Source organism: Sphingomonas sp. Leaf4 (assembly GCF_920939515.1).
Taxonomy (GTDB): Bacteria; Pseudomonadota; Alphaproteobacteria; order Sphingomonadales; family Sphingomonadaceae; genus Sphingomonas.
Genome location: NZ_CAKLBB010000001.1, coordinates 440752 through 464849, shown reverse-complemented (window position 1 = coordinate 464849; position 24098 = coordinate 440752). Strand labels below are relative to the sequence as shown.

Genomic DNA, 24098 nt, shown 5'->3' with positions numbered 1-24098 from the left:
CATTCCAGCTTATCCGATCCAGAGAAACGGAAAAGCACGAGAGGAACCGGGATGCGCAAGATCCTATTGTCATTGGTGATCGTTGCAGGCGTGGGCGTCCCCGCCGCCGCGCAGCAGCGCCCGACCGGCTATCCCCGTTCCTATGACGCGCTGATCGCCGCCGCGAAGGCCGAGGGCGGCGCGATCGTCTATGGCAATGCCGATACCGCCGAATTGGCGAGCGTGCTGGCGGCGTTCCGCAGCACCTATCCGGGGGTGCGGGTGCGCTATGCCGACCTCAATTCGATCGACATCTATCGCCGGCTTGTCATTGAGACGCGCTCGGGCAAGCGCTCGGCCGACCTTGTCTGGTCGTCGGCGATGGATTTGCAGGTCAAGCTCATCAACGACGGGTTGGCGCAGGCCTATGCCAGCCCGGAGAAGCCCGCGCTGCCACCCACCGCCGTGTGGAAGAACATGGGCTATGGCGTCACCGCCGAGCCGATCGGCATCGTCTACAACCGGCGGCTGATCCCTGACACAAAGATGCCGCGCAGCCATGCCGCGCTGACGCAATTGCTGCGTGCGCGGGCGAAGCTGTTCACCGGGCGGGTCACGACGTTCGATCCGGCGCGCTCGAACGTCGGCTATCTCTATCTGACGCAGGACATGGCGGCGACGCGCGACACGCGCGACCTGCTGGCCGCGATCGCCGCGACGAAGCCGGTGCTGGCGGCCAATACCGAGCCGATGCTGGCGGCGGTGGCAGCAGGGCGGCAGGCGATCGCATATAATGTCATCGGCTCCTATGCGCTGGAGCGGGCCAAGAGCGACCGGCGGATCGGCGTGGTGTTCCCCAGCGACTATACGCTCGTCACCTCGCGCATCGCGTTCGTGCCGCGCGCCGCGCGCGCGCCGGCATCGGCCAAGCTGTTCCTCGATTTCCTGCTGTCGCGTCGGGGGCAGAGCCTGCTCGCGCGCGCCAGCCTGTGGCCGGTGCGCACCGACGTGCCCGCCCGGCGGCTGCCGCCGGCGCAGGCGCGGCCGATCCGCGTCGGCCCGCAACTTCTCGTCAATCTCGACCGCATCACCCGCCAGCGCTTCCTGCGCGAATGGCGCAGGGTCCTTACCGGAGCTTCGCAATGAGACATTTCGCTAGTGGCTGCGCCTTCGTCGCGCTGACCGTCGCCACCCCGGCGCTGGCCCAGACGCCGACCCCGGCCGAGCTGGCCGAACTGGTGCGGCAGCAGGCGGTGGAAATCCAGACGCTGCGCGCGCGGCTCGACCGGATCGAGGGGCAGCAGAGCGCCGCCGCGCCCGTGCCGACGACCACGACCGTCCCGACCGCGCAACTGGCGCAACAGGGCGCCGACCCCGCGCTGCTGCTGCCGCAGACCGCCAACCCGCAGCCGCGCCGCACCGTGCCGTTCGCACCGCAGCTCGCCCCCCCCGGTCCGGCCGACCGCGACGTTACCCAGGCACAGGCGGCGCGCGACAACCCGTCGGGGCTGACCACCGAATGGGGCGCGGGGCTGCCGGTGTTCCATTCGGCCGATGGCGTCTACACCTTCAAGCCGCGCGGGCGCATCCTCGCCGACGTCAGTTCGACCTTCGGGTCGGACTATGATGCGCGCAACATCACGACCACCGGCATGCGCGCGCTGCGCCTCGGCCTCGAAGGCGGGGTCGGTACGCATTTCTTCTACCAGTTCGAGATCGATTTTTCCGAGAACGACGTCGATGTCGTCACCGCCTTCATGGGGTGGCGCAACCGGATCGCGCCGGGGATCGATTACGACGTGCGCGCCGGGCACCTGTTCAACGATCGCGGGTTCGAGGGGTCGACGGGGTCGGATTCGACGCCGTTCCTCGAACGCACCACGGTTGCGACCGCGATCATCCCGCAGCGTGGTTTCTATGGCGTGGGCATCATGCCGCGTGTGTTCTGGAAGACGGGCCACGCCTCGCTGACCGTCACCGGCGACCGGATCGACGGGACGCAGGCGGTGGCCGACGGGCGCACCGTGCTGGCGCGCGCGCACTGGAACCCGATCAAGACGCCCGACAGCGTGCTGCATCTGGGCGCGTGGGGCTTCGATGAATCGCTGTCGCCTGCCAGCACCGCGCTGACGCGCAACACGGTGATCGGGGGGCGCTTCAACGGGGCGCTGCGCGTGTCGTCGGGGCCGCTGCTGGGCGGGACCGGCACCACCGGCTACGGCCTCGAACTGGGTGGCTACAAGGGGCCGGCGTGGCTGATGGCCGAGGCCGGCCGGCGCGAGGCGCGCACGGTCGCCAATGGCGATTTCGACAGCAAGGCGTGGAGCATCTCCGGCGGGTTCTTCCTGACCGGCGACCTGCCGCCATACAACCCGCGTCTGGGCAGCTTCGGCCAGCCCAAGGTGAAGCGCCCGACGTTCGACGGCGGCCCCGGCGCGATCGAGCTGACCGCGCGCTACGAAAGCCTCGACTATACCGACCTGCTGACCGGCGGCGAGGGCTGGGCCGCGACGCTGGGCGTCAACTGGTATCTCAACAGCTTCACCCGCTTCCAGTTGAACGGCATCCACTGGAACACCGACAACCGCACCGGCGCCTATACCGGCCAGGACAGCGGCCAGACCATCAGCGGCCGCGTGGCCGTCACCTTCTGATCCCCCACATCCCGGAGACACTGACATGAGCCTCGCCCTGCTTGGCTTCGCGATGGTGGCGGTCTTCATGACCCTCATCATGACGAAGAAGATGACGCCGCTGGTGGCGTTGATCGTCATCCCCACGATGTTCGGCGTCATCGCCGGACAGGCGGCGGGGCTTGGCGACATGATGATCGACGGCATCAAGAATCTCGCGCCCACCGGCGTGATGCTGTTGTTCGCGATCCTGTTCTTCTCGACCATGACCGATACCGGCCTGTTCGATCCGCTGGTCGGAAAGCTGATCCGGCTGGTGCATGGCGACCCCTTGCGCATCCTGCTCGGCACGGTCGCGCTGTGCGCGGTCGTCAGCTTGGATGGCGATGGCTCCACGACCTACATCATCACCATCGCCGCGCTGCTGCCGCTCTACAAACGCTATGACATGAACCGGCTGTACCTGTGCTGCCTGTTGATGCTGACCAGCGGCATCATGAACCTGACGCCGTGGGGCGGGCCGACCGCGCGCGCGGCCAGCGCGCTGAAGCTCGATCCGGCCGAGCTGTTCCTGCCGCTGATCCCCGGCATGCTCGTCGGCCTCGGCGCGCTGCTCGCCCTCGCCTTCTGGTTCGGCAAGAAGGAGCGCCGCCGCATCGGCCATGTGAAGGCCAACCAGCCGACCGAATTCACCGGCATGGCCGTGTCGCAATATCCCGAGGCGCGCCGCCCGCACCTGATCTGGTTCAACGGCGCGCTCGTCGTGGCGCTGCTGACGCTGCTGGTGTGGGGCATCCTGCCGCTGTCGGTGCTGATGATGATCGCCTTCGCCATCGCGATGATCGTCAACTATCCACAGGTCGCCGAACAGAAGGAGCGGATCGCCGCGCATGCCGGCAACGTGCTGTCGGTCGTCTCGCTGATCTTCGCCGCCGGCATCTTCACCGGTATCCTGTCGGGCACCGGCATGGTCGAGGCGATGAGCAAGGAAGTCGTCGGCTTCATCCCGCCCGCGTTCGGGCCGTATATGGCGCCGATCACCGCGCTCCTCTCGCTCCCCTTCACCTTCTTCATCAGCAACGACGCTTTCTACTTCGGGATGCTGCCGATCCTTGCCGAAGCGGGATCGCATTACGGCGTGTCGCCGATGGCGATCGCGCGTGCGTCGCTGATGGGGCAGCCGGTGCATCTGCTCAGCCCGCTGGTCCCCTCGACCTATCTGCTGGTCAGCCTTGCGGGTATCGATCTGGCCGATCACCAGAAGTTCACGCTGCTCCCCGCGATCGGGGTGTGCGTGGTGATGACGATCGTCGGCATGATCGCCCTCGCCTTCCCGTTCGTGGCGTAATGAACCGCGACGCCGCCTCGACGACCCTGCGCTTCCTCGCCGCGCTGGCGGTGGGGGGTGCGGGCGGGGCGGCGTTCGATGCGGCCGGTGCGCCGCTGCCGTGGGTGCTGGGATCGATGGCGGCCTGCGCGGTCGCCAGCGTCGCCGGCGCGCCGATCCGGGCGTCGTCGGCGACCAGGCGGCCGATGGCGGCGGTGATCGGGGTGGTGCTGGGGAGCAGCTTCCACCCCGGGCTGTGGGCGCAGGCGCGAGAATGGATCGTGCCGCTGCTGTGCCTGCCGTTCTTCCTCGGCAGCGCGGCGATCCTGTGCGTCACCTATTTCCGGCGGGTGGCGAAGTTCGATCCGGCCACCGCCTATTTCGCGGGGATGCCCGGCGGCATCGCCGAGATGGTGTTGATGGGCGAGACCCACGGCGCGGACGAACGCGCGATCGGGCTGATCCACGGCGCGCGCATATTTCTGGTGGTGTTCACCCTGCCATGGGCGCTGCACCTGATCCGGCCGGGCGAGGCGGCGGTGGCGGCCACGATCGGCGGCGGGGCGTTCACATGGAGCCTGTTGCCATGGGCTTTGGGCTGCATGGGAGTGGGCCTCGTCGTAGGGCGGGCGCTGCGGCTGCCGGCGTGGCACCTGATCGGCCCGCTGGCGGTGAGCGCGGCGGTGCATGTGACCGGCATCAGCGATTTCCGTATCCCCGGCCCCGTGGTCGCCGCCGCGCAGGTCGGCCTCGGCGCGACGATCGGCTGCCGCTTCATCGGGCTGACCCTGCCTGTCCTGCTGCGCACGCTCGCGCTGGCGGCGGGGTCGACCGCGATCCTGCTGGGGCTGACCGCGCTATGGGCCTGCGCCATCGCCTATCTTACCGGGTTCGATCCCGTCCTGCTGACGCTGGGCTATTCGCCCGGCGGGCTGGCGGAGATGAGCATGGTCGCGCTCGGCCTGTCGCTCGAACCCGGGTTCGTCATCGTCCATCACCTGACGCGCGTCGTGCTCGTGCTCGTCGCCGCCCCCCTCGCCTTTCGCCCTGCCCGCTGAGTCTGGAGATACCGGCCATGGAAGCCTCGCTCGTACCTTTGATGCTGCTGCCCGCGATGGGATGCGACGGGAGGCTCTGGGCGCACCAGATCCTCGATCTGGCCGATGTCGCGGCCCCCGAGTTCAACGACTTGTCGCAGGACGACACGCTGGAGGCGATGGCCGCACGCGTGCTGGCCGAAGCGCCGCCGCGCTTCGCGGTCGCCGGGGTCAGTCTGGGCGGCTATGTCGCGATGGAGATGGTGCGGCAGGCGCCCGACCGGGTGGTGCGCATCGCGCTGTTCGGCACGCGCGCGTCGATGGACGTGCGCAGCCGGACGGTGGGCGAACAGGGCATGCTGGCCACTGCGCCGCACGCTGACCCCTCGCTCAGCCCGATCGTCAGCGGTCCGGTGCAGGCGATGGCCGAGCGCGTCGGCACCGCGGTGTTCGAACGCCAGCGGCGCGCGCTGCTCGAACGGCCCGACATCAGCGATGCGATCGGCGCGATTCATGTGCCCACGCTGGTGGCGGTCGGCGACCGCGACCGCATCTGCATGCCCGACGATGCGCGCGCGCTGGCACGGCGCATTGCGCATGCCGAGTTCCGCATCCTGCGCAACTGCGGACACCTCTCCCCGCTCGAACGGCCGGGCGAGGTGACGATGCTGCTGAACGACTGGCTGCACGACCGGCGATCGGTGCGATAATGAATATTTCGGGACGAACCGGCCGAATCGTCCCGAATTCGCACCCCGCGTGTCAGCGTGATACGGATTAACCATAGCAGCGACTTGCGACCGCCTTATGGATACTTGCGATACTAGTTGCGGGGTGCGAAGCGCCGTCCCATCGAATTCATGGGATTAGGTGGCAATGGCGAACGCGACTCCGATCACGCTCGACGGGAATCTGAACGACTGGAACCAGGCGGACCGGATCGACCGTGGGCTGGGCGAGGGCTATGCGATCTATGCCAAGAGCGACGGCGACGCCTTTGCCTTCGCGCTGAAGGCGCCGGGTGTCATCGGTGCGAACACCACTGCGTGGCTCAACACCGATCGTAACGCGACCACCGGGCATCAGGTGTTCGGGTTCGCCGGCGGAGCGGAATACAACGTCAATTTCAACGGCGATGGCACCGTATCGCTCTATACCGGCAAGGCCGGCGAGACGCTGGTGCTCGCCAATCTCGAGGCGGTGTGGTCGGCGGACAAGTCGACCGTCGAGTTCCGCGTGCCCAAGGCGGCGATCGGCAATCCGCAGGCGATCGACACCATCTTCGACGTGAACGACGACGTATTCCTGCCGGGCAATTATTCGTCGACGCCGTTCACCGTGTTCAACGACACCGGCATCGCCGCCGACCCGGCGCACCGCATCGCGATCGTGTGGTCGGAGTCGACCGCCAACGCCTATTTCAGCAAGACCGCCTATTCGCAGTTGTTCATGGCCGCGCAAAGCCAGGCGATGCAGGCAGGCGTGCCGTTCGACGTGCTGACCGAGAGCGATCTGACCAGCCTGTCGACGCTGGCGAAATATGACAGCATCGTCTTTCCGTCGTTCCGCAACGTCGATGCGAGCAAGGTCGACCTGATCGCGCAGACACTGGAACAGGCGACCAAGCAGTTCGGCATCGGCCTTGTCGCCGCCGGCGAGTTCATGACCAACGACCAGGCGGGCAACGCGCTGCCCGGCGACAGCTACAGCCGGATGAAGCTGTTGTTCGACGCGACGCGCGTGACCGGCGGCTTCCCGGCCGACGTGACGGTTCGGGCGACCGATCCGAACGGCACCGTGCTCGACGGCTATGCCGACGGACAGGTCGTGCATGAATATAAGGGCGTCGGCTGGAACGCCTTCAAGAGCGAGAGCGGCACCGGCCAGACGATCGCGACCGAGACGGTGAACGGCCAGACCTATTCGGCGGCGATCGCGACGCAGACCGGCGGGCGCAACGTCATCTTCTCGTCCGAAGCGGTGATGGCCGACGAGAACATGCTGCAAAAGGCGATCGACTATTCGGTCCATGGCAGCGGCCTGTCGGTCGGCCTCCAGATGACGCGGCAGAGCGGCATGTTCGCCTCGCGCGTCGACATGGACCAGAGTCAGGAGCGTGACGAGGTGAACCCGGAAGGCAATGCGCCGGGCATCTATGACAAGCTGATCCCGCTGCTCGCCGAGTGGAAGGAAAAATACAACTTCGTCGGCAGCTATTACGTCAACATCGGCGACAGCCCGACGACGGGCCAGTCGACCGACTGGGCGGTATCGCTACCCTATTACAAGGCGTTGCTCGACATGGGCAACGAGATCGGGACGCACAGCTACACCCACCCGCACGACACCAACATCCTGACCCCCGATCAGGTCGCCTATGAATTCGGCAAGAGCCGCGCCGAATTGCAGAAGGCGATCAGCGACTTCATCGGCCGCGATGCGAAGGTGACGGGCGCGGCGGTTCCGGGCGCACCCGAACAGATCGCCACGTCGCAGGAAATCCTGAAGTACGTGCAATATCTGTCGGGTGGCTATTCGGGGGTCGGCGCGGGCTATCCCAACGCCATCGGCTTCATGAACCCCGACAATGCGAAATCGGGCCAGGTCTATATCGCACCGAACACCTCGTTCGATTTCTCGCTGATCGAGTTCCAGAAGAAGACCGTCGCCGAGGCGCAGGCGGTGTGGGCGAAGGAATTCGCGACGCTGACCGCGAACGGCGACGCGCCGGTGGTGGTGTGGCCGTGGCACGATTACGGCCCGACGATGTGGTCGGCCGACGGTCAGGCGAGCGCCTATACCCAGGCGATGTTCACCGAATTCGTCGCGATGGCCGCCAAGAGCGGCATCGAATTCGTGACGCTCGCCGATCTGGCCGCGCGGGTGCAGGCATTCGATCAGGCGCGGATCGTCACCAATGTGGTCGGCGACACGATCACCGCCAACGTCACCTCGCCGCTCGGCACCGGCGTGTTCGCGCTGGACGTCGACGGGCAGAAGACGGGGCAGGTCATCCAGAGCGTCACCGGCTGGTATGCGTATAGCGGCGACAAGGTGTTCCTGCCGATGGCGGGCGGCACCTTCGAGATCAAGATGGGCGCGGCGGCCGACGACGTGACCCACATCACCGAGCTGCCGATGCGCGCGTCGCTGCAATCGGTGACGGGCGACGGCAAGGACATCAGCTTCACCGCCGAGGGCGAGGGCAAGGTCAAGATCGACCTGAAGGCGCCGGGCACCAACTGGATCACGGTCGAGGGCGGCAAGCTCGAATCGCTGATCGGCGAGGTCGCGACGATCGATCTGGGCGCGATCGGCAGCCATGTCGTGAAGCTGCAGCAGATCGCCAACGCCGGCCCGACGATCACCTCGGCCGGCGGCGGCGACTGGGGCCAGATGACGCTGACCGAAAACAGCACGATCGTCGGCGCGGTCGTCGCCACCGATCCGAACGTCGCGCAGGGCGACACGATCCGCTATTCGATCGGCGAGGGCGGCGAAGGCCGGCTGTTCGAGATCGACCCGGTGACGGGCGTGCTGAAGTTCATCAAAGCCCCCGATTTCGAGAACCCGCAGGATTCGAACCGCGACAACATCTATGACGTCACCGTCGTCGCCACCGATGCGCGCGGCGTGGTCGACAAGCAGTTGCTGTGGGTGAACGTCAAGAACGCGGTCGAACAGACCGGAGGGCCGACGATCACCTCGTTCGCGGGCAGCGATGCGGCATGGGTTCCGGCGATCAACGAGAACACCACCGCCGTCGCGACCGTCGTCGCGACCGACCCCGACCTGCGCGACGGCGACAGCGTGCGCTATTCGATCGAGCCGGGTCGCGAAGGCCATCTGTTCAATGTCGATCCGGTGACCGGCGTGGTGACGTTCAAGAACGCCCCCGATTTCGAGAACCCGCAGGATTCGGACCGCAACAACATCTATGACGTGACCGTCGTCGCGACCGATTCGTTCGGTGCGACCGACAAGCAACTGTTGTACGTGACGGTCAAGAACGTGTTCGAACAGACCGGCGGACCGACGATCACCTCGTCGGGGGGCGGCGACAACGGATCGATCTCGGTGAACGAGAACACGGCCGCGGTCGCGACCGTCACCGCGACCGACCCCAATCTGCGCGACGGCGACAGCATCCGTTATTCGATCGCGGCGGGGGGCGAGGGATCGCTGTTCAATATCGATCCGGTGAGCGGGGTGCTGACGTTCAAGACCGCGCCCGATTTCGAGAACCCGCAGGATTCGGACCGCAACAACATCTATGACGTGACCGTCGTCGCGACCGATTCCTACGGCGTCAGCGACAAGCAGTTGCTGTGGGTGTTCGTGAAGGACGTCGTCGGGCTGAACCAGACCGGAACGATTTTTTCCGAAACGATGAACGGCACCAGCGAGCAGGACATGCTCAACGGGAGCTGGGGCAACGACGTGCTGAACGGCCTTGGCGGCAACGACACGCTGATCGGCGGCGACGGGCGCGACACGCTGAACGGTGGCGACGGCAACGACACGTTGATCGGCGGCGACGACCGCGACGTCATGACCGGCGGTGCCGGTGCCGACGTGTTCCGGTTCGAGCGCAGCGGCGATACGCTGACGTCGTCGTCGCTGCGCGATGTCATCACCGATTTCCGTTCGGGCGAGGACAAGATCGACCTGTCGGCGATCGACGCCAACACGTCGTCGTTGGCGCGCGGCGATCAGGCGTTTAGCCTGTTCGGCAACGCCGGCGCGAAGTTCACCGGAGCGGCGCAGTTGCGCTTCAGCTTCCAGATGATCGACGGCAAGGAATATACCGTCGTCGAGGGCAATACCGGGGTCGGCAGCGTCGCCGACTTCTCGATCGCGCTGCTCGGCCACCACAATCTGACCGCCAACGACTTCTTCCTGTAAGGGACTGTTACGAAACCCCGGCTATGGCCGGGGTAGAGGACGGTCATGGCGGGTATCGGGTTTCAACTGGCGCGGGTGGCGCGCGAGGGCGGGGTCGGCGGGATCGCCGGCGCCGCCGTGCATGGCGCGATCATCAGTTCGGGGCCGTGGCTCATCACCGCCGGCGCGATGATCCTGCTCGAACGCTGGGCGGCGCATCACCTGAGCGGCGATGCCGCGCATGTCGTGCAGACGGTGCTGATCTATGCGTTCAGCCTGTCGGCGCTGGCCGCCGCGCCGATCGGCCTCGTCGCGACGCGGCTGGTCGCCGATCGCATCTTCGCGCGCGACGCGGCGGCGATCCCCGGCATCCTGCTGGTCGCGCTGGCAGCGGGGGGCGCGATCGGGCTGGTGGTGGGGATCGTGCTGTTCGCGCTGCTCGCGGAATTGTCGCTGTGGCCGGCGCTGTTGTCGGCGGTGACGCTGGCGTGGCTGACGCAGATCTGGATCGCGGCACCGATGCTGACGACGCTCAACCGGTTCCGCGCGGTGCCCGCCGCCTATCTGCTCGGCATATCGCTGTCGACCGGGGCCTTGCTGCTGGTGCCGCACGCCGGGCTAACGAGCGTGCTGGCGGTGGTGACGCTGGGGATCGGCACGACGCTGGGCGCGATCCTGTTGCTGTTGCGCCGCCATTTCGCGGGCGATCCAGTGCTGCCCGCGCCTGATGCGATGCCCAGGCGTCTGGCGACGATCATCGCGCTGGCCGGGGTCGCCGGGGTCGCGGCGATCTGGATCGACAAATGGATCCTGTGGTTCGGTCCTGAAAGTGGTTGGGCGCTGGGGCTGTTGCGGCTTAATCCGATCAACGACGAGGGCAGTTTCCTCGGCCTGCTGACGATCGTGCCGGGGCTGACGCTGCTGCTGATCGTCACCGAAACGCGGTTTGACCGGGCGTTCGGCAGCATGCTGGCGCGCTGCACCGGCACGTCGACGATGGAGCGGATCGAGGAAGCGCGCGGCGACGTGGTGCGCACGATGATCGACGGTATCCGCCTGCTGGTGCTGGTGCAGTTGCTGGTCGCGGCGCTGGCATGGGTGCTGGCGGTGCCGCTGTTCGACCTGATCGGCGCGGACATGCGCGCGATCTTCGCGTTTCGCCAGACTTCGGCGGGGGTCGTGTTCCACCTGATCGCGATCGCGACCACGGTGGTGCTCGCCTACTACGACCTGTTCGGGCGCATCCTGGCGACATGGACCGCCTTTGCGATCGGCAGCGCGATCGCCACCTGGGCGCAGTTCGATGCAGGGTTCGCGGCGTTCGGCTGGGGCTATATGGCGGGTGCGGTGGTCGGGGCGTCGGTCGGCATCGCGCTGGTCGCGGAGGCGAGCGTGAACCTGACGTACCTGTTGTTCGTCGGTAACAATCCCGCGGTCGTCGGGCACGGAGGGCGTTGGTTGTGACGATGATCGGACGGCGGCGGCTGATGACGCTGGGCGCGGGCGCTATGGCGCTGACCGTGGCGCTGCGTCGCCGGGCCGAGGGCAGCCCGCCCGCGACGCTGCGCTGGGCGGTCGATTACGGCGCGGCGAGCGTGCCCGCCGTGGCGCAGGGCTATGGCCTGCTCGTCCTGGAGCCGCATCACGCCCGGCCGATCGCGCCGCTGCGCGGGCCGGGGTCGAAGCTGCTCGGCTATGTCAGCTTCGGCGAGGTCGAGCGGCAGCGCCCCTATTTCGCCGCGCTGGACAAGGCCGGCGCACTCGGCAAGCCCAACCCGCACTGGCCCGACGCGCGCTTCGTCGACCTGCGCCATCCGGCGTGGACGAACGCGGTGATCGATACGATCGTGCCGGCGATATTGGCCAAGGGTTATGACGGAATCTTCATCGATACGATGGATAACGCCGAGGCAATGGAACGGCAGGACCCGATCAGGAACAAGGCCATAGTGCAGGCAGGGGCCGCGCTGATCGCCGCCGTGCGCGTGCGGTTTCCCGCGATTCGCATCATGCTGAACCGGGGCTATGCCCTGCTCGATTCGGTCGCGCCGAGCATCGACCATGTGCTGGGCGAGGCGATGGCGACGCGGTGGAACTTCACGACCAAGGCGTATGAAACCCTGTCGGAGAGCGACTGGCAGTGGCAGGCCGACCGGCTCCGGCGTGCCGCCGCGATCAATCCCCGGCTGGCGCTGCATACGCTCGATTACTGGGACCCCGCCGATCCGAGCGCCGTCGCCGCGCTCTATGCCCGCGAGCGGGCGGCAGGGTTCCTCCCCTATGTCTCGACGCTGGCGCTCGACCGGTTGTGGCCGGAGCCGGGTAGATGAGGGCGGCACCCGACCGGTGGCTGGCGATCGGCGTGCCGGTGGTCGCGGGGCTGGCGATCCTTGCCGCCGCCGCGCTGCTGCTGCCCGGACCGCTGGAGGTGCTGCATGTCGAACGGCGCGCAAGGCCGCCGATCGTCGTGTCGGTCGCGGTGCCGCCGCCGGCGCGGCCCACGCCGGTGATCCCGCTCGACCGTCCGCCGCCGCTGCCGGCGATCGCCGCGCAGATCGCGACCGCCGATGCCGCGACGCTGGCGGCGCTGACCCAGCGGCTGATCGACGCGGGCGAGAAGGTGACGACGCTGCAGGTCGCCTATGACCTTGCCGCCGCCGGGCGCGGGGCTGTGGCGCTCGCCTATCTGGCGGCGCGGCCCGACGGGGCGAGCGCGGCGAGCTGGCCGCTGAGGATGGACCTGCTGGCGAAGACCGGGCGGAAGGACGAGGCGGCGGCGCTGCTGGCGCGGACGGTCGAGGGACGCGGCGAGGTGCCCGCCCCGGCGATCGTCGCGGCGGCGTACGGCCTCGACCGGCCCGACCTGCTGGTGCGCGCGGCGCAGGCCGGGGCGATTCCCCGGCCCGATGCGGCGCTGACGCTCGACCTCGTCCAGCGGCTGGAGCAGCGGAAACGCTACGACCTGATCGCGGTGCTCGACCGGGTCGGCAGCGACTGGCGCGCGAAGGACCCGTGGACCGCGATCCGGGTGGCGCAGGCGCGCGGCGACCGGGCGGGCGCGCTGGCGGCGGCGGGGATGCTGCCGTCCGCGCAGGTCGAGGCGGCGCGCGAGGCGATCCTCGCCCAAGCCGGCGACAAGGCGGGGTTGCGCGCGCAGGTGATGGCGCGTGCCGGGGCGAGCGGAGCCGATCTGCCGATGCTCGCCGAACGGCTGCTGGCGCTGGGCGCGCGCGACGATGCGACCGCGCTGCTGATGCGCGCGTCGGCGACCGGCGGGACCGATCGCGCGGCGGCCAGGCGGTTGCTGTATTTGCTGGGACCAAGGCCCGATGCCCGCGATCTGGCGTGGTTGCGGCAGCGCACGCTGAGCGGCGACGCCGACGAACAGCGGCAATGGCTGAGCGCCTATGCCGAGCGCGACCGCCCGGCCGAGGCGCTGGCGTTCCTTGGCCGCCATCCGCTGGCCGACAGGAACGAGACGTTGCTGACCCGGCTGACGCTGGCCAATGCGGCGGGCGATGGCGCGGGCGCGCGGGCAGTGCTGGCGCGGCTGCTCGACGGGCGGGCGCTGTCGGTCGATCAGTTGCGCGCGGCGAGCGGCGCGACCCCGCGCCGCGTCGATCCGGCGCAGGCGGCGGCGCTGGCGCGTGCGCGGATCGCGGCGGAAATCGCCTTCCCCCGCGACCGGATCGATCTGGCGTGGAGTGCGTGGAACGGTGGCGATGCCGCACGGACGATCGCGTTGTTGCGCGATCATCTGGGCGATCATCCGAACGATGTCGCCGCGATCCGGCTGATGGCCGATGCGCAGGCCAAGGCGAACGGCGCAGGCGCGGCGCGGCCGTGGCTGGAACGTGCGCTGGCCGCGACGCCCGAGGCGGGGCGGGCCCGCGCCGAACTGCTCGACCGGCTGGGGCGCGGGCGCGAGGCGGTGGCGATGGTCGAAGCACTGCGGGACGCCGATCCCGCCGACCGGACGCTGGCCAATCTTCATGCCCGGCTGCTGATCGCGCAGGGGCAGCCGGGGCGCGCGCGAATGGTGCTGGCACAATGATTTTCCTCGCCCTTCTCGCCGCGCAGGCACCGATGCTGCGCGTGCCCCCCGCCGTGCTGAGCGACGCCCGCGTCGTCGGCGACGGCGCGCGGCTGGTGTGGCGGCCGGGCACCGCGATCGCCGCCGAGGCGCGGGATGGCGAACTGGTCGTGCGGTCCGACCAGCCGATCGACGAGGCCGCGATCGATGCGTTTCGCGCCGCCGCAGGCAATGCGATCGGCGACCTGCGCTGGAACGACGACAGCCTCGTCCTGCGTCCCGCCGCCGGGTGGGACATGACGTGGAGCGCCAGCGGATCGGCGATTGCAGTCGTCTTTGCCGCGCATGCCGATGACATCGTCGTCGACGCGCCCGACCAGCCGGTCGAACTCGACATGCGGCTGCTGGCGATCGAGGCGGATGTCGCGGCGGGTTATCCGGGACAGGGACGCCGCGCTGCCGAGGCGCTGGCGCACGCCTATCCCGACGATCCGCGCGTCGGCCGGATCGTCGCCGACGCCCGCAACGCCGATGGCGACCTGCGCGGCGCGGCCAAGGCGTATCGGCGGATCGGCGCGACCGATCGCACCGCGCGCCGCGCGCAGGCGTTCGCGCCTGGTGCGGCCAGCGTCGGCGCGACGCTGCGCAGCGGTGGCGACCTGTCGCAGGTCGAGAGCGCGGCACGCGCGGATGTGGCGGTCGACGACACGCTGACGCTGGGCGGCGGGGTCCGCGCGGTCGCCAGTCGGGTCGATACGGGCACGCGGCGCGAAAGTTACGTCGACCCGATCGTCGATCTGGCGGCGACCGCGCGGGTGGGCGACGCGACGCGGGTGCAGGCGGTGCTGGCCGGCGCGATCGACAGCGGCGTGACCGGCGGCGGCGTGCGCGTGACCGCTGGCTCGGCCGAGGCACAATGGCGCGCCGCGCTGCTGCTGCACCAGCCCGATTATTCGACGGTCGAACAGGCGATCGGCGGCGGGCATCTGTCGCGGATCACCGCCGGTGGCGGCTATCGCATCGCACCGGGGCTGGTCGGGCAAGTGGACGTCGGGGCCAATCGCTATGGCCTCGCCGGCATGGGCGGGGCGAGCGACACGCTGACGCTGGCCGGCGGGCTCGACTATATCGTGCGCCGGGGCGGCATCGCGTTTGGCCTCACCTATCGGCTGGAAGGCGAATATGTCCAGCGGCTGCGCCGGTACGGCGACGGCAGCGCGATCGTCGATCTGGTGAACCGCGAAAATCATACGGTGCAGGGGTTGCTGAGCGGTGCGTTCGGCGAGGCGCAACTGACCGGCCTTGCCGGCTGGACGGTCGATCGCTTCGGCGGCAACGGCCCCAATGCCAGCTTGGGCCTCAACCTGCCGGTCGCGACCGCGTGGCGGATCGAGGCGAGCGGCGGCATCACCTCGATCGCGCGGCCGGGCTTTCCCGGCGAACAGGTGTTCGCGCGCGCACAGGTCAGCCGCGGGCTGGGGAACGGACGATGACCGGGACCCGGAAACGCATCGGCCGGATCGCCGCCGAACTGGTGGTGGGTTTCGGCGCGCTGATCCTGCTCGACCGGCTGCTCGGCACCGGCGGGGCATTCGCGAAGGTGCAGCCCAATCCGCTGTGGCTGCCGGTGCTGGTCATGGCGCTGGCCTATGGCACGATGCCCGCATTGGCGGCGGCGGCGATCGCTTCGGCGCTGTGGCTGCTCCATGCCGCGCCGGGCGCGGCGGAGCGCGATTATCTCGACCATCTGTTCCACCTGTCGCTGCCGCCGCTGTTGTGGTTCGTGGCGGCGGTGGCGGTGGGCGAGGTGACGATGTTGCGCACCGCGCGCTACCATCTGCTCGAACGGCGGGCCAGCGTCGCGCGGCGCAACGTCGCGCGGCTGACCGAAGCGTTCCACCGCCTTGCCCGCACCAACCGCACGCTGCAGGTCGAGGTGGCGACCGACCCGCGCACGCTCGGCCATGTCGTCGCCACCGCCAGCCGGCTGGGATCGGGCGATCCGGCCGAGCGGCGCGCCGCATTGGCCGCGCTGATCGCAATGGCGGCGCGCAGCGAGGATTTCACCTGCTACCGCTTCGCCGGGACCGAGGCGCGCGCATGGCTGCGCGGGGCCAGCGCGATGACCCGGCCCGAGGTGCTGCCCGACGCGCTGGCGACGCTGGCGCGGCGGCGGCAGGGGCCGATCCATGTCGGCCGCCGCGCCGACCGGCCTGCACTGGCGGGGATCGGCATCGTCGCCATTCCGCTGGCGCAGGTGGAAAGTGGGCGGATCGCCGGCTGTCTGGTGATCCACGTCCTGCCGTTCGCCGCACTCAACGCCCATGCGCTGGCGGAGATGGCCGAGATCGGCGGCTGGCTGACCCCGCTCATCACCGTGCGCGAGCGCGGCACCGCGACAATGATCCAGCCATCGGGGCGCGTCGCGTGAGATGGGCGTTGCCGGTGGCGGCGGCGATCGACCTTGGCGTCATCGCGTTCGGCGTGGTCGGCGGCGGCGCGGTGGTGCTGGCGGCGCATGCGCTGCTGGTCGCGGTCGGCTATGCCTTGTGGCTGCGCGAGGGGCGGCGGGTCGATTTCGCGTCCGCCATGGCCGGCATCTTCGGGCCGGCGGCGTTGCTGCTGGTCGGCTGGATCATCGTCCATCTGCCGCGGGTCGAGCGTCCGCCGTTGCCGCTGCCCGAACTAGCGGCGCGCGCCCGGCCGGGGCAGCGCGGGGCAAGCCTCGCGGTCGCGCGGATGCTCGACGGGCGGGTGCTCCATGCCGAGGCGGAGACGCTCCATTCGCTGGTGACGGTGATGCGCCACGGCCATGTCGCCGAGCGCCGCCGCGCGCTGGAGACGGTGGTGCGATCGTTCCAGCCGGCGCTCTCGCCGCTGATCGCGCTGGCGCTGACCGACAGCGACCAGACGATCCGCGCGCTGGCCGCTGCAGCCTCGGCGCGGGTGGTGCAGAATCTGGCGGTCGGCCGCGCGGCACTGGAGGCCGATGCGGCGAACGGGGAAACCCGCGCGACGCTGATCGCGCTGCTGGCCGATCATGCCCGTGCCAATGTGCTGCTGTCCGATTCGCAGCGCGGGCATCTGCGCGACGATGCGCTGGCCTTGCTGGACGACGACAATGCGGACGCGGTGCGGGTCGAGGCGCTGTGGGCGGCGGGCGACTATGCCGCGATCGACGCGCTGGTCGCAGGCGCCGACCGGCCGGTCGGCGGCGAGCGCATGGCGCAGGCAAGCGCATGGTGGCGGGACAGCGCGGCGGCATGAGCGACGACATGCGTGACGGGCGCGAGGTCGACATCTGCCTGATCGTCGAGGGGGCCTACCCCTATGTCGTCGGCGGGGTGTCGGGATGGTTGCAGGACCTGATCGCCAACCTGCCCGACATCCGCTTCGCGATCGTGGCGATCAAGCCATCGGCGGCCCCCCTGCCCTTTCAGCTCACGCCGCCGCCCAATGTCGTGCAGGTCGTCGAGATCGGCCTCGCCCCCGAAACCGCGATGCCGCGCGGCCTGCCGCGTGCACATGCGACAGCAATCGCCGACGCGCTGATCGAATTCGTCGCGGTGGGCGGGGCGGCGACGCTCGGCAAGCTGATCGACCTGCTGGACGAGGGCACGCGGCGGCTGACCCCCGGCGATATTCTGGCGCATCCCGCCACCTTCGCCCGGTTGAAGCGTCATTATCAAGCGTTGCTGCCGAAGGCGTCGTTCCACCATTATTTCTGGGCGATGCGCGTGCTGCTCGGCGGATTGCTGGCGGTGCTGACCGCGCCGCTGCCCCGGGCGCGGGCCTATCACACCATCTCGACCGGCTTTGCCGGGCTGCTGGCGGCGCGCGCGGCGCGGGTGACGGGACGGCCATCGTTCATCACCGAACACGGCATCTATCTGCTCGAACGCCAGATTGAAGTGATGATGGCCGAATGGATCGGCGATCAGGTCGACACGGGACTCGAGATGGACCGCACCGTGCGCGATCTGCGCGACCTGTGGGTGCGTGCCTTCACCAGCTATGCCACCGCCTGCTACGACGCCTGCGATCCGATCGTCGCGCTATACGGTGAGAACAACGCGGTGCAGCGGCGGCTGGGGGCCGCGTCCGATCGGGTGCGGGTGATCCCCAACGGCATCGACGCGCGGCGCTTCGCGCATCTGGCCGATGCGCGCGATCCCGATCACCCGCTGGTCGCGCTGCTCGGCCGGGTCGTGCCGATCAAGGACATCAAGACCTTCATCCGCGCCTGCGCCATCGCGCATGCCGACAAGCCGCACCTGCGCTTCGTGGTGCTGGGGCCGGAGGACGAGGACCCCGAATATGCCGCCGAATGCACGCGCCTCGTCGCCGACCTGAAGCTGGGCGACGTGCTGACCTTTGCCGGGCGGGTCAGAATCGAGGAGTGGATGAACCGCATCGACCTGCTGGTGCTGACCAGCCTGTCCGAAGCACAGCCGCTCGTCATCCTCGAAGGGGGGGCGTGCGGCATTCCGGTGGTCGCGCCCGATGTCGGCAGTTGCCGCGAGATGATCGAGGGGCGCGGAGCCCATGATCCGGGGCATGGCGGGATCGTCACCCCGCTGGTCAATCCGCAGGCGACGGCGGCGGGCATCTGCGCGATCGCCGGCGAACCGACCGTCCGCTGGGAAATGGGTGAGGCGATGCGGCGTCGGGTGCTGCGCGATTACGATCACCCGACGATCATCGGCGCGTACCGCGATCTCTATGCGGAACTGGCCGGGCGCTAACGCCGCCGCCCGGCCGCATGGCGTTCGGCATGGGCGAGCAGCGCGTCCAGATCCTCGCGGGCAATGTCGAAGCTTTCGTGCATGTCGGCCAGCGCCGCGTCGATGTCGGCAGGGTCGAGCGTGACCGGCAGCGGGGCAGGCATGGCGCGGTGCGGATAGCTGCGCAGCGTCGCGCGGTGCCAGACCATCGCGAGGCTGACGAGCGCGACCGAATTGATGCCGACTGGTGCGAAGGCGAAGGCATAGCCCGCGTCATGCACGCCCGCGCTGCCGATCACGGCGGTCAGCGCCGCCGCGCCGCCGGGGGGATGCAGGCACCGCAGCAGCGACATCAGCGCGATCGCTGCCCCGACCGCGACCCCGGCCGCGACCTCGACGTTGGGGATCAGGTCGAACGCCGCCACCCCGACCAATGTCGAGAGGATATTGCCGCCGAGCACCGGCCATGGCTGCGCGAGCGGGCTGGCCGGCACCGCGAACACCAGGACGGCAGAAGCCCCCAGCGGCGCGACGATGATCGGCAGATCGGAGCCGAGCGCGGGGAGCCCGGCGCACACCACCATCGTCAGCGCGATGCCGATCCCGGCACCGGCACAGGCGATCAGCCGGTGGAGCAGGGTCGCGCCGGGCAGCAACGGTTTGAAGAAGGTCATGGGGCCGCCGCCTAGCGGGGGAAGCCCCGGAGCGGCAACGAGTTTTGCTATCCGGTCACGCCGCTGTCATTGAGGTCGGCGATCACCGGATTGGGCAGCAGCGGCAGCGCGGTGCCGAGCGGCCCTTGCGGCGGCGGTGCGGTGGCGGGACGCAGGACCGGGTCGGTCGCCGCCGGCAGCGGCGGTTGGGGCACGAAGGCGCTGCCGGGCATCTGCGCGCGGTCGATCGCCGCCAGCACCGGGTCGAGCGGGCCGATCACCGCCCGCCGTGCCTCGCGGGTGTTGGCGGTGGCGTCATAGGTCGGCACCCCCTGCCCCAGCGCTGCCGCCTGCAACCGGCCGAGCGTGGCGAGGAGACGCGCCTGCGCCGAATAGGCCGAATAGGTCGCGTTGGTCAGCACCAGTTGCGCGTTCAGTAGCCGCTGTTCCGAATCGAGCACCTCGAAATTCGAGCGGAACCCCTCGGCGAAACCGCGCTGGACGCCGGTCAGCGCTTCCTGCGCCGCGCCGCTCGCGATCCGGCCCGATTCGGCGGCGGTCGTCGCGGCGATCGACTGGTTCCACGCATCCTGCGTCTGTGCCAGCGCCTGTCGCCGGGCGCTTTCGATCTCGAAACCCAGCCGTTCGCGATCCGCCTGCGCCGCGCGGATGCGCGATCCGATGACCCCACCGGCGATCAGCGGCATGGTGAGCGTCACCCCGCCGCTGGCCTGCGCACCCAGATCGCGCGTCTGGAAACTGCCCGCCGTCCCGTACCCATAGCCGCCCGACAGCGCCACGACCGGCGCGCGTTCGGCGCGTTCGGCGGCCACCCGCGCGTCGCCGGCGCGCGCGGCCAGTAACGCCTCGCCGATCGCCGGGCTTTCGCGCTGGGCGATAGCGAAGGCGGCGTCGAGCGAGAGCGGCAGCCCGGTCAGCACCGGCGGTTCGGCGAGCGTGCCCGGCGTCCGCCCGACCACCGTGGCGAAGCGCGCGCGGCTGACCTGAAGATTCGCCTCGCTCTGCGCCAGTTGCGCGCGGATGATCTCGGCCTGCGCACGCGCCTGCGCGATGTCGGTGCGGGTCAGGTCGCCGCCGCGTTCGCGCGCGATCGCCTGCGCGACCTGCCGGCCATAGCTGTCGAGCGAGCGGCGCTGGATCGCCACCAGATCGCTGTCGCGCCGGACCGAGACATAGGAATCGACGACTTCGAACAGGATCGCGTTTTCCACCTGCCGCAGCCGTTCGCGCGCGGCCAGCACCCGCGCCTCGGCGACCGAGACCTGCGCGGCGGTGCGCCCGCCGTTCAGCAATATCTGTTGCGCGCTCAGCGTCGCGGCCATCGTCCGGCTGCGGTTGGTGACGAAATCGTCGAGCAGGTTGCGCTGGTCGGCTGAGCGATATTGCAGCGCCATGTTCAGACCAACCGTGGGCCGGTACGGCGCGCCCGCCTGCACGATCGTCTCGTCGAGGCTGCGCAGTTCGGCGCGCTGGGCATCAAGCGTCGGGTTGGTGCGATAGGCGTCGGCGATCGCCTGAACCAGCGAGTCCTGCGCCTGCGCCGGGGTGGCGAGGACGAGGAGCGCGACGAGCGGAAGGGTGCGGAGATTACCGTTCATGGAGCGACCGTGAAAATGCCTCGGTGAGCGGATCGAGCATATATTGCAGCGCGGTGCGGGCGCGCAGTTTCACCGTCACCTGCACCGGCACGCCGGGGCGGATGCCGGTGTCACCCCCACGCACCGCCTCGATCTCGGCGATCTGGCTGCGCGGCACGGTGATTTCGGCACTGAAATAGCTGCGGCCGCTCGCTTCGTCGCGCAGCGCGTCGGCCGATACGGTGGCGACGGTGCCGAGGAGGATCGGCAGGTCGCGTTCGTGCAGCGACAGGAACTTCACCTCCGCCTCACGCCCCGGCACCACCCCGTCAATATCGGTCGGCAGGAAGGTCGCGCGGATGACGAGCGGCGCGGCATCGGGCACGATGTCGAGGATCGGCTGCCCCGCCTGGATGACGCCGCCGACCGAGAACACCCGCAGGCCGACAACCCGCCCGCTGACCGGCGCGCGGATTTCGGTGCGCGCCAGTTGCTCGCGCGCCGCCGCCCATTTGGGCAGCGCCTCGTTCAACTGGAACTGCGTGTCGCGTAGCAGCCCGGCCGAATCCTCGACATAGCGGCGGCGCGTCTGCACCTGTTCGGCACGCGCCTGGCCGATCTGTTCGCGCGCCGCCGCGACGCGCGAGGCATAGTCGCCATCGGCCCCGTCGAGTTGCTGGATCGATCGTTCGATCGCGCGCACCGTATTGCGCGAAACATAGCCCTGATCGGCCAGCCGCTTCGTGCTGTCGAGCTGTTGCTGGAGCGACTGGCGCTGGCGTTCGGTGGCGCGCGCCTGCGCGGCGAACCCGGTCGATTGCTGCGCGACGCCCGCCGCCTGCTGTTGCAGCACCGCGCCATTGGCGGCGAGCGCCGAGGCGCGGGCGGCGGCCTGCGCCAGTTGCAGCGACTTGGCGCGTTCGACCAGCCGCAGGTCGTCGCCGGTCGCACGAGCGAACTCGGCGGGCCACTGGATCCCGGTCCCGCGCACATCGGCCTCCAGCCGGGCGCGCTGCGCCTGCAGGTCGATGACGCTGGCCGCCAGCGCGCGTTCGGTCGCGGCGACCTCGGCCCCTTCAAGGCGGAACAGCAGGTCGCCGGCACGGACATGCTGGCCGTCGCGCACGCTCATCGCGCGGACGATGCCGCCGTCGCGGTGCTGCACCGTCTGGCGATTGCCCGCGACGACGATCTGCCCCTCGCCCGCCGCCGCCGCGTCCAGCCGGGCGAACGCCGCCCAGCCGAGGCCGACGACGAAGAACAGCACGGCGATGACGATGCCGATCCGCACGGCATGGCGCGGCGAATCGTCAAGCGCGAGGTCCTGCGCGATCCGGGCATGGACCGCGTCCTGCCGGCGATCGGCGGGGATGATCGTGCCGTCCATCAGCGCGCTCCCCCGGCGGCGGCGGGCGGCGGGGCAACGCTTTGCGGCGTGGCGGGGCCACGGATCACCCGGTCGCGGTCATCGAACAACTGGATACGCCCGTCCTTCAGCAACAGGATCTTGTCGACCGCCTGCAACAGTCCGGTGCGGTGGGTCGAGACGACGACGGTCGCGCCGCGCGTCCGCAGCGATTCGAGCGTCTGGACCAACCGCGCCTCCCCTTCGCTATCGAGATGCGCATTGGGTTCGTCGAGGAACAGGATCGCCGGTTCGCCGTACAGCGCGCGGGCCAGCGCCACCGCCTGCCCCTGCCCCGCCGACAGCCCGGCACCGTCGCCCATCGACAGCATCGTGCCATAGCCCTGCGGAAGCCCGAGGATCAGATGATGCGCTCCCGCGCGGGTGGCGGCGGCGACCACGCGCTCGTCGATTTCGGGACCGTCGCCGGCCAACACCGCCTGAAACCGCGAGATATTGGCATGGACCGTCGTCGGAAACAGCGACGGCGACTGCGGCATATAGCCCAGATGCCGGCCGAGTTGTTCGCGGTTCCAGTCGGCCAGCGCCGCGCCGTCAATCCGCACCTCACCGGTTTCGGGCGACAGCGCGCCGGCCAGCGCGCGCAGCAGCGTCGACTTGCCAGCACCACTGGGACCGACCAGCGCGACGATCTCGCCGGGCGCAATCGAGAAGCTGAGGTCGGACAGGATTTCGCGGTCGCTGCCCGGTGCCTGTACGGTCAGGTTCCGCACATCGATCCGTCCTTCCGGGGCAGGCAGCGTCGTCGCGGTGGTGCCGGGTTCGGGCAGGTCGCAAAAGGCGGTAAGGTTCGCCCATGCCTGTCGCGCGCTGGCCAGCGGTTTCAGCGCGCCCAATATCTGTTCGACCGGCTGCAATGCCCGACCGAGCAGCAGCGAGGCGGCGAAGATCGCCCCGCCCGAAATATCCTGCCGGATGGCGAGCAGCGCGCCCAGCGCCAGCGCGAGCGATTGCAGCAACAGCCGCAGGAACTTGGTGATCCCAAGGAAACGCGACTGCATCGCCGCGATCCCCGCCTGCCGTCGCACCAGATCGGCGCGTTCGAGCAGGTGGCGGGTGACGAGCGCATTGCGCATGCCGAGCACCCGCGCGACCTCCGCCATGTGGATCGAGAAATCCTGTTCGCGATTGGCCAGCACCGCGCGGGCATTGGCGTCGCGCATCGCGGTGGCAGTCGCGCGGTCGCTGGCCCATGCCAGCGTGGCGAGGACGATCGAGCTGGCCAGCGCCAGCACGCCGATCCACGGATGCAGCAGGAACGAGATCAGGATATAGATCGGCGCCCATGGCGCGTCGAACAGCGCGACCATGATCGGCCCGGTCATCGTGCCGCGCAGCGTGTCGAAATCGCGCAGCGCCTGCATCCGCTGGCTGCCCGTCCCCACGTCGCTGCCCATGATGCGCAGCAGGATGCCGGGTGCCGCGCGCCGCTCTAACCGCATTGATGCGCGCAGCAGCAGCCGCATCCGCACCGCGTCCAGCACCGCGAACACGACCAGCGATACCGCGAGGATCAGCGTCAGCAGCAGGAGCGTCGTCTCGCCGCGCGTCGGCACGACCCGGTCATAGACTTGGAGCATGAAGATCGACGGCACGAGATAGAGGATATTGACCAACCCCGAGAACAGCGCCGCCGCCCACAGGTGACGACGGCACCGCCGCACGGTGTCGTGCAGCAGATTGCCGGAGGAAGCGGACGCGGACAGCGGAACCGGGCGGGACATGGGCGCACCGTGGCGCAAAAAGGTTAAGAGCTGGCTTGCAAACGATGAACGCCGCCATCCCACACGCCGGCTTGTCGAGG

General features: G+C 69.4%; 17 protein-coding genes. 13 read left to right on the top strand and 4 right to left on the bottom strand.

Annotated features, from left to right (window positions below):
• The first annotated feature begins 51 nt into the window (after positions 1 to 51).
• From LRA89_RS02025 to pelF, 13 genes are all read left to right on the top strand, one after another.
• Positions 52 to 1125 (top strand): ABC transporter substrate-binding protein, encoded by a 1074-nt coding sequence (locus tag LRA89_RS02025; protein ID WP_230635996.1) that lies wholly within the window; start codon positions 52 to 54, stop codon positions 1123 to 1125.
• Positions 1122 to 2633, top strand: coding sequence for an OprO/OprP family phosphate-selective porin (locus LRA89_RS02020; protein ID WP_230635994.1), 1512 nt, complete (start codon positions 1122 to 1124; stop codon positions 2631 to 2633). The genes LRA89_RS02025 and LRA89_RS02020 overlap by 4 nt, the downstream gene beginning before the upstream one ends.
• Before the next feature lie 25 nt (positions 2634 to 2658).
• Complete coding sequence (locus LRA89_RS02015) at positions 2659 to 3960, top strand: CitMHS family transporter (RefSeq protein ID WP_055758313.1); 1302 nt, start codon at positions 2659 to 2661, stop codon at positions 3958 to 3960.
• Positions 3960 to 4997: an AbrB family transcriptional regulator gene (locus tag LRA89_RS02010; protein WP_056498984.1), complete on the top strand. Its 1038-nt coding sequence runs from the start codon at positions 3960 to 3962 to the stop codon at positions 4995 to 4997. Before LRA89_RS02015 ends, LRA89_RS02010 begins: the two co-directional genes overlap by 1 nt.
• Before the next feature lie 17 nt (positions 4998 to 5014).
• Positions 5015 to 5686, top strand: a complete 672-nt coding sequence (locus LRA89_RS02005; RefSeq protein WP_230635988.1) for an alpha/beta fold hydrolase — start codon at positions 5015 to 5017, stop codon at positions 5684 to 5686.
• Positions 5687 to 5852: 166 nt separating this feature from the next.
• The gene (locus LRA89_RS02000) at positions 5853 to 9881 is read left to right on the top strand and encodes a cadherin domain-containing protein (protein ID WP_230635986.1); all 4029 of its coding nucleotides are present in this window, start codon (positions 5853 to 5855) and stop codon (positions 9879 to 9881) included.
• 45 nt (positions 9882 to 9926) lie between these two features.
• A complete protein-coding gene (pelG, locus tag LRA89_RS01995; RefSeq protein ID WP_230635984.1) occupies positions 9927 to 11324 on the top strand; it encodes an exopolysaccharide Pel transporter PelG in 1398 nt (465 codons plus the stop codon).
• 2 nt (positions 11325 to 11326) lie between these two features.
• Entirely contained in the window at positions 11327 to 12190 is an 864-nt protein-coding gene (locus tag LRA89_RS01990) for an endo alpha-1,4 polygalactosaminidase (protein WP_230768868.1), read from the top strand.
• Positions 12187 to 13914, top strand: a complete 1728-nt coding sequence (locus tag LRA89_RS01985; RefSeq protein WP_230635982.1) for a hypothetical protein — start codon at positions 12187 to 12189, stop codon at positions 13912 to 13914. The genes LRA89_RS01990 and LRA89_RS01985 overlap by 4 nt, the downstream gene beginning before the upstream one ends.
• A complete protein-coding gene (locus LRA89_RS01980; protein ID WP_230635980.1) occupies positions 13911 to 15386 on the top strand; it encodes a hypothetical protein in 1476 nt (491 codons plus the stop codon). Before LRA89_RS01985 ends, LRA89_RS01980 begins: the two co-directional genes overlap by 4 nt.
• The gene (locus LRA89_RS01975) at positions 15383 to 16324 is read left to right on the top strand and encodes a hypothetical protein (RefSeq protein ID WP_230635978.1); all 942 of its coding nucleotides are present in this window, start codon (positions 15383 to 15385) and stop codon (positions 16322 to 16324) included. Before LRA89_RS01980 ends, LRA89_RS01975 begins: the two co-directional genes overlap by 4 nt.
• Positions 16321 to 17160 carry a hypothetical protein gene (locus LRA89_RS01970; protein WP_230635976.1) on the top strand — a complete coding sequence of 280 codons (840 nt, stop codon included), beginning with the start codon at positions 16321 to 16323 and terminating at the stop codon, positions 17158 to 17160. The genes LRA89_RS01975 and LRA89_RS01970 overlap by 4 nt, the downstream gene beginning before the upstream one ends.
• Positions 17157 to 18638, top strand: a complete 1482-nt coding sequence (gene pelF / locus LRA89_RS01965) for a GT4 family glycosyltransferase PelF (RefSeq protein ID WP_230635974.1) — start codon at positions 17157 to 17159, stop codon at positions 18636 to 18638. Before LRA89_RS01970 ends, pelF begins: the two co-directional genes overlap by 4 nt.
• On the opposite strand, the gene LRA89_RS01960 is transcribed toward pelF, so the two are convergent.
• Genes LRA89_RS01960 through LRA89_RS01945 form a run of 4 tightly spaced genes read right to left on the bottom strand, consistent with a single transcriptional unit; the run spans position 18635 to position 24018 of the window.
• Entirely contained in the window at positions 18635 to 19291 is a 657-nt protein-coding gene (locus LRA89_RS01960; RefSeq protein WP_230635972.1) for an HPP family protein, read from the bottom strand. The genes pelF and LRA89_RS01960 overlap by 4 nt on opposite strands.
• Positions 19292 to 19338: 47 nt before the next feature.
• Positions 19339 to 20889, bottom strand: coding sequence for a TolC family outer membrane protein (locus tag LRA89_RS01955; RefSeq protein WP_230635970.1), 1551 nt, complete (start codon positions 20887 to 20889; stop codon positions 19339 to 19341).
• On the bottom strand, positions 20879 to 22255 hold the full coding sequence (locus LRA89_RS01950) for an HlyD family type I secretion periplasmic adaptor subunit (protein ID WP_230635968.1): 1377 nt from the start codon (positions 22253 to 22255) through the stop codon (positions 20879 to 20881). Before LRA89_RS01950 ends, LRA89_RS01955 begins: the two co-directional genes overlap by 11 nt.
• Positions 22255 to 24018 carry a type I secretion system permease/ATPase gene (locus LRA89_RS01945; RefSeq protein ID WP_230635966.1) on the bottom strand — a complete coding sequence of 588 codons (1764 nt, stop codon included), beginning with the start codon at positions 24016 to 24018 and terminating at the stop codon, positions 22255 to 22257. The genes LRA89_RS01950 and LRA89_RS01945 overlap by 1 nt, the downstream gene beginning before the upstream one ends.
• Positions 24019 to 24098 lie beyond the last annotated feature (80 nt).